At 63.9% G+C, this 8782-nt stretch carries 8 protein-coding genes; 1 reads left to right on the top strand and 7 read right to left on the bottom strand.

Features of this window, described 5'->3' with window-relative positions:
• Together EN964_RS15745 and EN964_RS15740 are read right to left on the bottom strand one after the other, a co-directional pair.
• A partial coding sequence (locus EN964_RS15745; RefSeq protein ID WP_127276517.1) for a hydantoinase/carbamoylase family amidase occupies positions 1–929 on the bottom strand: 929 nt, incomplete at its 3' end.
• Entirely contained in the window at positions 926–2134 is a 1209-nt protein-coding gene (locus EN964_RS15740) for a diaminopropionate ammonia-lyase (RefSeq protein WP_127268150.1), read from the bottom strand. The genes EN964_RS15745 and EN964_RS15740, both read right to left, overlap by 4 nt.
• Positions 2135–2240: 106 nt before the next feature.
• Between EN964_RS15740 and EN964_RS15735 the strand changes: the two genes are divergently transcribed.
• Positions 2241–2720, top strand: coding sequence for an Lrp/AsnC family transcriptional regulator (locus tag EN964_RS15735; protein WP_164749052.1), 480 nt, complete (start codon positions 2241–2243; stop codon positions 2718–2720).
• A 66-nt stretch (positions 2721–2786) separates the two neighbouring features.
• Here the strand turns inward: EN964_RS15735 and EN964_RS15730 are convergent, their stop codons facing one another.
• The 5 genes from EN964_RS15730 to EN964_RS15710 form a co-directional block, all read right to left on the bottom strand.
• Positions 2787–4895: a molybdopterin-dependent oxidoreductase gene (locus tag EN964_RS15730; protein WP_127268151.1), complete on the bottom strand. Its 2109-nt coding sequence runs from the start codon at positions 4893–4895 to the stop codon at positions 2787–2789.
• 157 nt (positions 4896–5052) lie between these two features.
• Positions 5053–6930 (bottom strand): ABC-F family ATP-binding cassette domain-containing protein, encoded by a 1878-nt coding sequence (locus tag EN964_RS15725; RefSeq protein WP_127268152.1) that lies wholly within the window; start codon positions 6928–6930, stop codon positions 5053–5055.
• Between the two features lie 124 nt (positions 6931–7054).
• A complete protein-coding gene (locus EN964_RS15720) occupies positions 7055–7504 on the bottom strand; it encodes a MucR family transcriptional regulator (protein WP_127276519.1) in 450 nt (149 codons plus the stop codon).
• Between the two features lie 162 nt (positions 7505–7666).
• The gene (locus tag EN964_RS15715) at positions 7667–7870 is read right to left on the bottom strand and encodes a hypothetical protein (protein ID WP_127268154.1); all 204 of its coding nucleotides are present in this window, start codon (positions 7868–7870) and stop codon (positions 7667–7669) included.
• A complete protein-coding gene (locus tag EN964_RS15710) occupies positions 7863–8756 on the bottom strand; it encodes a DMT family transporter (protein WP_127276515.1) in 894 nt (297 codons plus the stop codon). The genes EN964_RS15715 and EN964_RS15710 overlap by 8 nt, the downstream gene beginning before the upstream one ends.
• Positions 8757–8782: the final 26 nt, after the last annotated feature.

Raw genomic sequence — 8782 nt, 5'->3', positions numbered from 1 at the left:
GTGGCACGCTGCTCGAGATACGCGGCCAGCGCCGCCTCCTCCGCCTGCAGGCGCTGTTCGTCGGGGTCGCGCAGATCGATGGTGAAGACGGCGCGCGAGGGAATGACGTTGATGGCATTCGGCTCGAAGCGGATCGTACCCACGGTCGCCACCGTCGGCGCGTTCGAGGCTTTGATCCGGTCGAGCAGGAAGGTGATGGTCCGGGCGGCGGCGTGGCCGGCATCGTTGCGCATCGACATCGGCGTGGTGCCGGCATGATTGGCGACGCCCTCTATGGTGATACGCTGCCAGGAGATGCCCTGCAGATTCTCCACCGCGCCGATCGGCAAACCTTCGCGTTCCAGCACCGGCCCCTGTTCGATGTGCAGTTCGAGATAGGCGTGCGGCTTGAGGAAGCCGGGCTCCCGGTCGCCGGCATAGCCGATGCGGGCGAGTTCCTGCCCCAGCACGCTGCCGTCCGTGCCGACGGCCGCCAGCACCGTTTCGGCATCGATGCCGCCGGCGTGGACCAGCGAGCCCATCATGTCGGGCGTGTAGCGTACGCCCTCCTCATTGGTGAAAGCGGCGACCGCGATCGGGCGCGACGGCGAAAAGCCTGTCGCCTTGAGCGTCTCGATCACTTCCAGCCCGGCAAGCACCCCGTAGCAGCCGTCATAGATGCCGGCATCGATGACGGTGTCGATATGCGAGCCGATGAGCAGCGGCGCCTGCTCCCTGTTGTCCGGGCTTTGCCAGGTGCCGAAAATATTGCCGACCCGGTCGATGGCGACATCGAGTCCGGCCTGCCGCAGCCAGCCGACGAAGAGATCGCGGCCCTGCTTGTCGGTGTCGGAGGCGGCCAGCCGGATCAGCCTGTCCTCGCCGTCGCGACCGACGGCACCGAGTTCGCGGATACGGCCAAGCAGGCGCTGTGCATCGATGGCGATCATGCCGTTGCCTCGGCTTTTCTCTTGCCTTCCAGCACATCGGCCGGGCTCATGCCGATCAGCTCGGCATAGCGATGCGGGTCGGTGGCACCTTCGGTGTTGATCACCAGCACCCGCGATTTGCCGTCCAGTCCAAGCTCGGTCGGGTTGTCAGCCATCGCCCGGATCAGCCCGGCAAGACCAACACCGCCGCTTTCGCCGGCGACGATCACCGGATCGCCGGCGGCCGGCCGGGCCAGCCGCCGCATCACCGCGATGGCGTCAGCCTCATCCACCGTCATGAAGGCATCGGCGGCGCGCGCCAGCACCCGCCAGGCGACCGGGGAGACCTCGTAGCATTCAAGCATGGCCATCACCGTCGGCCGGCAATGCGCGACCTTGACCGGGTGCCCGGCCTGGGCGGCTGCAAAAACACAGGCTGCACGCGCCGGCTCGACCACGATGAAGGTCGGCCTGGCGTCACCGAGCACGATGGCGAGATGACCGGCCAGCGCGGCGGCAATGCCACCGACACCAGCCTGCACAAAGACGTGGGTTGGTGTCCGAGGGAACTGACGCAGCGCTTCGCGCACGATCGCCGTATAGCCCTGCATGACCAGGCTAGGAATCCGTTCATAGCCCGGCCATGAGGTGTCGGACACGACGGTCCAGCCCTTCTCGGCCGAAACCTGGGCGGCCTGCCTGACCGAATCATCATAGTTGCCGTCGACGCGGATCATCTCGGCACCATAGCGGGCGATCGCCGCTATGCGCTCCTCGCTGACGCCGGCGTGGACGAAGATCGCCGCCCGCGCGCCGACGAGTTGCGCGCCTTGCGCAACGGAGCGGCCATGATTGCCGTCGGTCGCACAGGCAAATGTCATCGCAGCAGTGACGGCCCGTACATCAGGCCGATTGAGATCGGCCATATCGACGGGCCGGCCCAGCCGGTTGCCTGCCTCCTCCAGCACCAGGCGGAAGACGGCATAAGCGCCGCCCAGAGCCTTGAAGCTGCCGAGGCCGAGGCGAAAGCCTTCATCCTTGATATGGATAGCGCTAATTCCGAGCTCGCTGGCAAACGCCGGAAGCGCATGCAGTGGCGTCATCAGGTGATTGTCGCGATGGGAAAGAAAACGCTCGACCGTGTCAGCGCCGGCCATGCCGAGGATTTCGGCATCGGCCGGATCGAGTGGCAGGCGATGCAGAGTATTGCGGTTGAGCAGGAACACTGGCGGGCCTCCTTGGCGTTCGGCGAGAATATATTGCAGGATCGGTGCAAAGGGCGCTGCAATATGGCCTCCCAAATGCAAGTTTGTTTCGCCGAGGACCTCTCCATTGCCTGTATCGCCACCCATGCTCGACAGTTTCGATCTCGCCATCCTTGCCATCCTGCAGCGCGACAACACGACGCCGCAGCGGCTGATCGGCGAGGCGGTGAACCTGTCGGCGCCGGCGGTGCAGCGCCGCATCAAGCGCATGGAGCAGACCGGCGTCATCGCCGGCAATGTCGCGGTCGTCGAGCCGGCAGCCGTCGGCCAGCCGATCACCATCTTCGTCGAGGTGGAACTCGAGAGCGAACGTGCCGAACTGATCGACGCGGCCAAGCGGCAATTCTCGGCAACCCCCGAGGTTCAGCAATGCTACTATGTCACCGGCGAGGCCGATTTCATCCTGGTCATCACCGTGGCCGACATGGCCGCCTATGAGGCGCTGACGCGAAAACTGTTCTTCGACAGCAACAATGTCCGCAAGTTCCGAACTTTTGTTGCGATGGACCGGGTCAAGGTCGGGCTGACGGTGCCCTTACCCGGCTAGCGTCAGGCGGCCGAAAAATCCTGCACGGTCTGATCTGGCGCGAGACGAGCGGAGTTCTCGCCGACCTCAGCCTGCCGCGCGCAGCCAGACCTTGTTGTCGTGGAAGGCAGCACCGCCATAGGGCGCCGGCGCATCGGCGCCGGTCAGAACGTTGATGCCTTCGCCGCGCTCATGGGCGCTGTTTGGCCAGATGCCTTCGGCGATCACCACGCCGCGCTTGATCCCGTCAAACAGCTTTGCATGCAGCACGACTTCGCCGCGCGTGTTGCCGACCTCGACGCGATCGCCGTCGGCCAACCCAAGGGCTGCGGCATCGTCGGGATGCAGAAGCAGTTCCGGGCGGCCCTCCTTGGCCTTCGACACCGGCGTTTCCGAAAAGGTCGAGTTGAGAAAATTGCGCGCCGGCGACGTCGTCAGCCGGAACGGATGCGCTTCGTCGGCGACCTCGATCAAGTCGACATGGTCGGGAAATTCCGGCAGAAGCGCCACCGGGCCGAACAGGCCCATGCTTTTCGGCGGCCGGTTGGGGGCCGCCTGCCCGGTCCAGTCGGCGCGGAAACGGAATTTTCCGTCGGCGTGGCCGAACCCCTTGATGAAATGCGCGGTGTCGAAGTCCGGCTGCAGGTCGACCCACTTGTCTTCCTTCAAGCTTTCGAAACTACCCAGCCCGCGCTTGCCCAGGATGATGTCGATATGCTGCTGCTCGGTCATGCCGAAGCCCGGGCGATCGGCGACGCCGAGGCGATCAGCCAATTGCTCGATGACGAAATGGTTGGTGCGCGGCCCCTCCGGCGGCTCGATCAGCTTGGGGCCGAGCGTGATGTGCTGGTTGCCGCCGCCCTTGTAGACGTCGTCGTGCTCGAGGAACATCGTCGCCGGCAGAACGACATCGGCAAGCTTGGCCGTGTCGGTCATGAATTGCTCATGCACGCAAGAGAACAGGTCGTCGCGCACAAAACCCTGTTTCACCAGCCGCTGCTCCGGCGCGACATTTACCGGGTTGGTGTTCTGGATCAGCATCGCCGTCACGGGCGGGCCGCCATAAAGCGCGTCGCTGGCTCCGGTCAGCACCGGGCCGATGCGCGAATGGTCGAGATGGCGGATCGAGGGATCGCGCATCCTGGTGCCTTCCAGAACTTCCTGGTTGAGCTTGAAGATGCCGGAGTTGGAATGGAAGGCGCCGCCGCCCTCATATTGCCAGCTGCCGGTGACAGCCGCGATGCAGGACGCTGCATGCATGTTGACGGCGCCATTGCGCTGGCGCGCGAAGCCGTAGCCGAGGCGGAAATAGGTCTTTTTCGTCGTGCCGACGAGGCGGGCGAAGGCCTCGATCTCGGCGACCGTCAGGCCGGTGATCCCGGCCGCCCAGTCCGGCGTGCGCGTCTTGAGATGCGCTTCCAGTCCTCTCGGATCGTCAGTGTATTTCGAGAGATAGGCGCGGTCGGCCATGCCTTCCTTGAACAGCATATGCATGACCGCGCAGGCCAGCGCGCCATCGGTGCCCGGCTTCAACACCAGGCCAAGATCGGCCTGCTTCATCGTCGCATTCTCATAGACGTCGATGACGACGATCTTCGCGCCGCGCTCCTTGCGCGCCTTGATGGCGTGCGTCATGACGTTGACCTGCGTCACCACCACATTGGTGCCCCAGATCACCACGCAATCGGATTTCGCCATCTCGCGCGGGTCCGGCCCGCGCAAGGCGCCGGCGCCCATCATCCAGCCGGTCCAGGCGAGATTGGTGCAGATCGAACCGAAAAAGCCGGAGTATTTCTTGGCGTGGCGCAGCCGGTCGATGCCGTCGCGCTGCACCAGCCCCATCGTGCCGGCATAATAATAGGGCCAGACCGTCTCCGAGCCGTATTTCTCCTCGGCCGCGATGAATTTTTCGGCGACGAGGTCGAGCGCCGCCTCCCAGCTTGCTTCTTTCCAGGCGCCGTCGCCCTTGGAACCGGCGCGGATCAGCGGCTTCAGCAAACGGTCGGGATGATGGACGCGGTCGGCATAGCGGGCAACCTTGGCGCAGACGACACCGGCCGTGTAGCTGTTGGACTTGGCGCCATGGACGCGGCCGATGCGATTGTCGTCGAGCAGCTCGACCTCGAGCGCGCAGGTCGAGGGGCAATCATGCGGACAGGCCGAATGGCCGATGCGAAGCTTGGCGTGTTGGTTCATGGGGCGAGGTTAACCGGTTCCGGACGCGGCGTGTAGGGCCAGATCTTACCCTCCCCTTGATGGGGAGGGTCGGCGTGTAACGCCGGGGTGGGGTGTGGCGCAGACCCCCACCCCGCTCCGCTTCGCGGATCGACCCTCCCCACAAGGGGGAGGGTAATCACTCCGCCGTGCCTTCCTCATACTCTGCCGACATGGTCAGCCACTTTTCCTCGTGGCCGGCCAGCGTCTGGGCCAGTTGCGAGCGCTCCTTCGCCAGCCGTGTCGCCGTCGAGGGATCCTTCTCGTAGACCGCCGGATTGGACAGTTCGTCCTCAATGCCGTCGATGCGCTTGCGAATGCGGTCCATCAGCGCTTCGGTGGCGCGGATCTCCTTGGCCAGCGGCTCGAAGGCAGCGCGGCGAGCCGCCGCATCGCGGCGGCGGTCGGCTTTTGACGCCTTGTCGGCCTCGCGCTTGCCGCGGCGGTCGCCGGAGACGCCGGTGACCAGCGTCTTGTAGTCCTCGAGATCGCCGTCATAGGGGTTGACCGCGCCGTCCTTGACCAGCCACAGGCGGTCGGCGGTTGCCTCCAGCAGATGGCGATCATGCGAGATCAGGATCACGGCGCCGGGAAACTCGTTCAGCGCATGGATCAGCGATTCGCGGCTATCGATGTCGAGATGGTTTGTCGGTTCGTCGAGGATGAACAGGTTTGGCCCCTCGAAGGCCGACAGCCCCATCAGCAGCCGCGCCTTCTCGCCGCCCGACAGATCCTTGGCGGCGGTGTTCATCTTCTCGGTCGTGAGGCCGAACTGGGCGACGCGGCCGCGCACCTTCGATTCCGGGGCCTCCGGCATCAGCCGGCGGACATGCTCGTAGGCGTTTTCGTCCGGCCGGAGGTCGTCGAGCTGGTGCTGGGCGAAGATCGCCACCTTCAACCCGGGCGCCACCGTCATGGTGCCACTCTCCTGCTTGAGCCGGCCGGACAGCAATTTGGCGAAGGTCGACTTGCCGTTGCCGTTGGCGCCGAGCAGCGCGATGCGGTCGTCGGCGTCGATGCGCAGCGTCATCTTCTTGAGGATCGGCTGACCCTCGGTGTAGCCGACATTGACGTTGTTCAGCGCCACGATCGGCGAGGCCACCGTCTTCACCGGCTCGGGGAAGGAGAACGGCCGCACCGAATCGTTCACGAGGGCCGCGATCGGTTTCATCTTCTCCAGCGCCTTGATGCGCGACTGCGCCTGTCTCGCCTTGGAGGCCTTGGCGCGGAACCGCTCGACGAAGGATTCCATGTGCTTGCGCGCGGCCTCCTGCTTGACCCGGCCCTTCTCCTGCAATTCCTTCTGCTCTGTATATTGACGCTCGAACTGGTCGTAGCCGCCGCGCCAGAAGGTCAGCTTCTTCTGGTCGAGGTGGACGATCGAATTGACGGCGCGGTTGAGCAGGTCGCGGTCGTGCGAGATCAAAAGCACGGTGTGCGGATATTTCGAAACGTAGTTTTCCAGCCACAGCGTGCCTTCGAGATCGAGATAGTTGGTCGGCTCGTCGAGCAGCAGCAGGTCGGGCTCGGCAAACAGCACCGCAGCAAGCGCCACGCGCATGCGCCAGCCGCCGGAGAAGGACGAGGCCGGACGCCGTTGCGCAGCGTCGTCGAAGCCGAGGCCGGCGAGAATGGTGGCGGCGCGGGATTCGGCTGAGTGCGCGTCGATATCGGCCAGCCGCATATGGATGTCGGCGATGCGGTGCGGATCGGTCGCCGTCTTTTCTTCTTCGAGCAGCGCCGTGCGTTCGAGATCGGCCTTGAGCACGATCTCGATCAGCGCGTCCTCGGTGCCCGGCGCTTCCTGCGCCACCTGGCCGATGCGGGTGCTCTTCGGCAGGCTGATCGAGCCTGTCTCGGACGGGAAATCGCCGGTGATGGCCTTGAACAGCGTCGTCTTGCCGGTACCGTTGCGGCCGACAAGGCCGGCCTTGGTGCCGGCCGGCAAGGTCAGCGAAGCATGGTCGAGAAGCAGGCGTCCGGCCATGCGGAGCGATAGGTCGTTGATGATCAGCATGGCCGCGCTTTTGCACCGGACATCAACGCTTCGCAAGGCCTTGCCGGCCAGTTGGCCGCACAAGGCCTCGAAACGACGCCAGCGAGGGCGTCGTCAAAGCAGCCGAACAGTGGCTTGCCTGCTCTCAGGCAGTCGCCTTGCGCTTCGTTGCCTTGGCGACAGCGGCCGGCGCTGCTGCCGGCTTGCGGCCAAGTCCCGTCGACTTTGCCAGCGCCGATCGCGTCGCCGAGTAGTTTGGCGCAACCATCGGATAGTCCGGCGGCAAGCCCCATTTGGCCCGATAATCGTCCGGGCTCAGGCCGTAGTCGGTCCGCAGATGCCGCTTGAGCGACTTGAACTTCTTTCCGTCCTCAAGGCAAATGATGTAGTCGGGAAACACCGACTTCTTCGGATTGACTGCCGGAACCAGGTTTGGAGTTTCCGCGACAACTGCACCAGCGAGCTTGCGACCCGAAGCACTGACGCTGGCAATCAACTCAGGCAGGCCGGCAGCAGGAAGCGGATTGTTGCCTACATAGGCCGAGACAATATCGGCCGTCAGCTCGATAACGGTCTTATCATCGATATTTGACAATTCTTTCACCTTATTTGCGACAAAATCCTCCACCCCAGCGAAGACTTGTGTCGATGTATCTCTTTAACCGCGTCCCCCAACGGACCGCCAAGTCTCATAAAAGAATGAAGAATCGGCAAAAATAGCATTCATGCGAAATCGACGCCGTGCAAATTAGAAAATCTAATACTTGGAACCAGCAGACTTAGCGGCAGGACTTTCGTCCAATATCTCCAGAATACGCTTCCAGCGGGCGCAACGCGCGAAATCCTTTTGTTCTATCGCCTTTTCGGCCCTCATCGCGGCGTAGAGCGGTGCCTCGGCGCCGAATTCGTCGATCAGCCAATGCGCTTCCTGATTGGCCAGACGCTCATTCTCGTCAAACATGGTTTTCGACCTCCGAACGTTCCACACCGACCGCGACACAACTGCCGATGACGAGGATGGCTCCGACAATGGCCGTCACCGTCAGCCGTTCGCCGGACAAGGTCAAAAGCAGGGTCGAGGCGATCGGCGTGAGATAGGCGACCACCGCGACCCTGTCGCTGCCTTCAAGCTTCAAGGCGCGCGACCAGAAATAGTAGCCCAGGCCCATCGGACCGGCGCCGAGATAAAGGCCGAGGGCCAGGTCCGCGCCGACGGGCCAGGTGAAACCGTCGCGAGCGCACCACAGAAACATCAAAGCGACGCCAATCAAAGACGATGGCAGCAACAGGCGATCCGCTGGAGTGGCCACCCGTCCCACCATGAGCGAATAGAAGGCCATGCACAGCGCTGACCCGAATGCGGCGAGATAGCCGACCAGATCGCCCTCGAACCAGGATTGGTTGCGCCCTCCCGAAATCACCAGTGCAACGCCGATGAAGCCCACCACCGCGGCGAGACCCAACAGTGCCGGACGCCGCGGATTTTCCAAGGCAATGACTGCCGCCGCGACCATCAGCGGCCAGGTGTAGGCCACCAGATTGGCCTCGATCACCGGCATCGAAGCGAAGGCGATGTATTGCAGCACCATGGTGCCGACCAGGCCGATGAAGCCGATCGCGAGAGAGATGAGCGCCGCCCCGGCGGTGACCGGTGCTACTCTTTCGCGGCTCATCAATCGGATGGCGGCGAAGACGAGTGCTGCGCCTGCAAATTGCAGGAACTGGACCTGCGAAACCGGTTGGCTGGCCAGCAGGGATTTGCCGACCAGGGCATTGGTGGACCACAACGCCACCGCACCGGCAGCGAAGACCAACGCGGATATCGAGCCGGATCCCTGCCGAAACAATCGGCATGGGACTCTATGTTGCTGTT

The sequence above is a fragment of the Mesorhizobium sp. M7A.F.Ca.CA.001.10.2.1 genome, assembly GCF_003998575.1.
Lineage (GTDB): Bacteria > Pseudomonadota > Alphaproteobacteria > Rhizobiales > Rhizobiaceae > Mesorhizobium.
The sequence above is the reverse complement of the archived record's forward strand: the minus strand, read 5'-3'. Positions and strand labels throughout refer to the sequence as shown.

Coding starts and splice junctions, on each gene's coding strand:
- EN964_RS15730 (WP_127268151.1), bottom strand. CDS start 4,895: ATGAACCAACACGCCAAGCTTCGCATCGGCCATTCGGCCTGTCCGCAT.
- EN964_RS15725 (WP_127268152.1), bottom strand. CDS start 6,930: ATGCTGATCATCAACGACCTATCGCTCCGCATGGCCGGACGCCTGCTT.
- EN964_RS15715 (WP_127268154.1), bottom strand. CDS start 7,870: ATGTTTGACGAGAATGAGCGTCTGGCCAATCAGGAAGCGCATTGGCTG.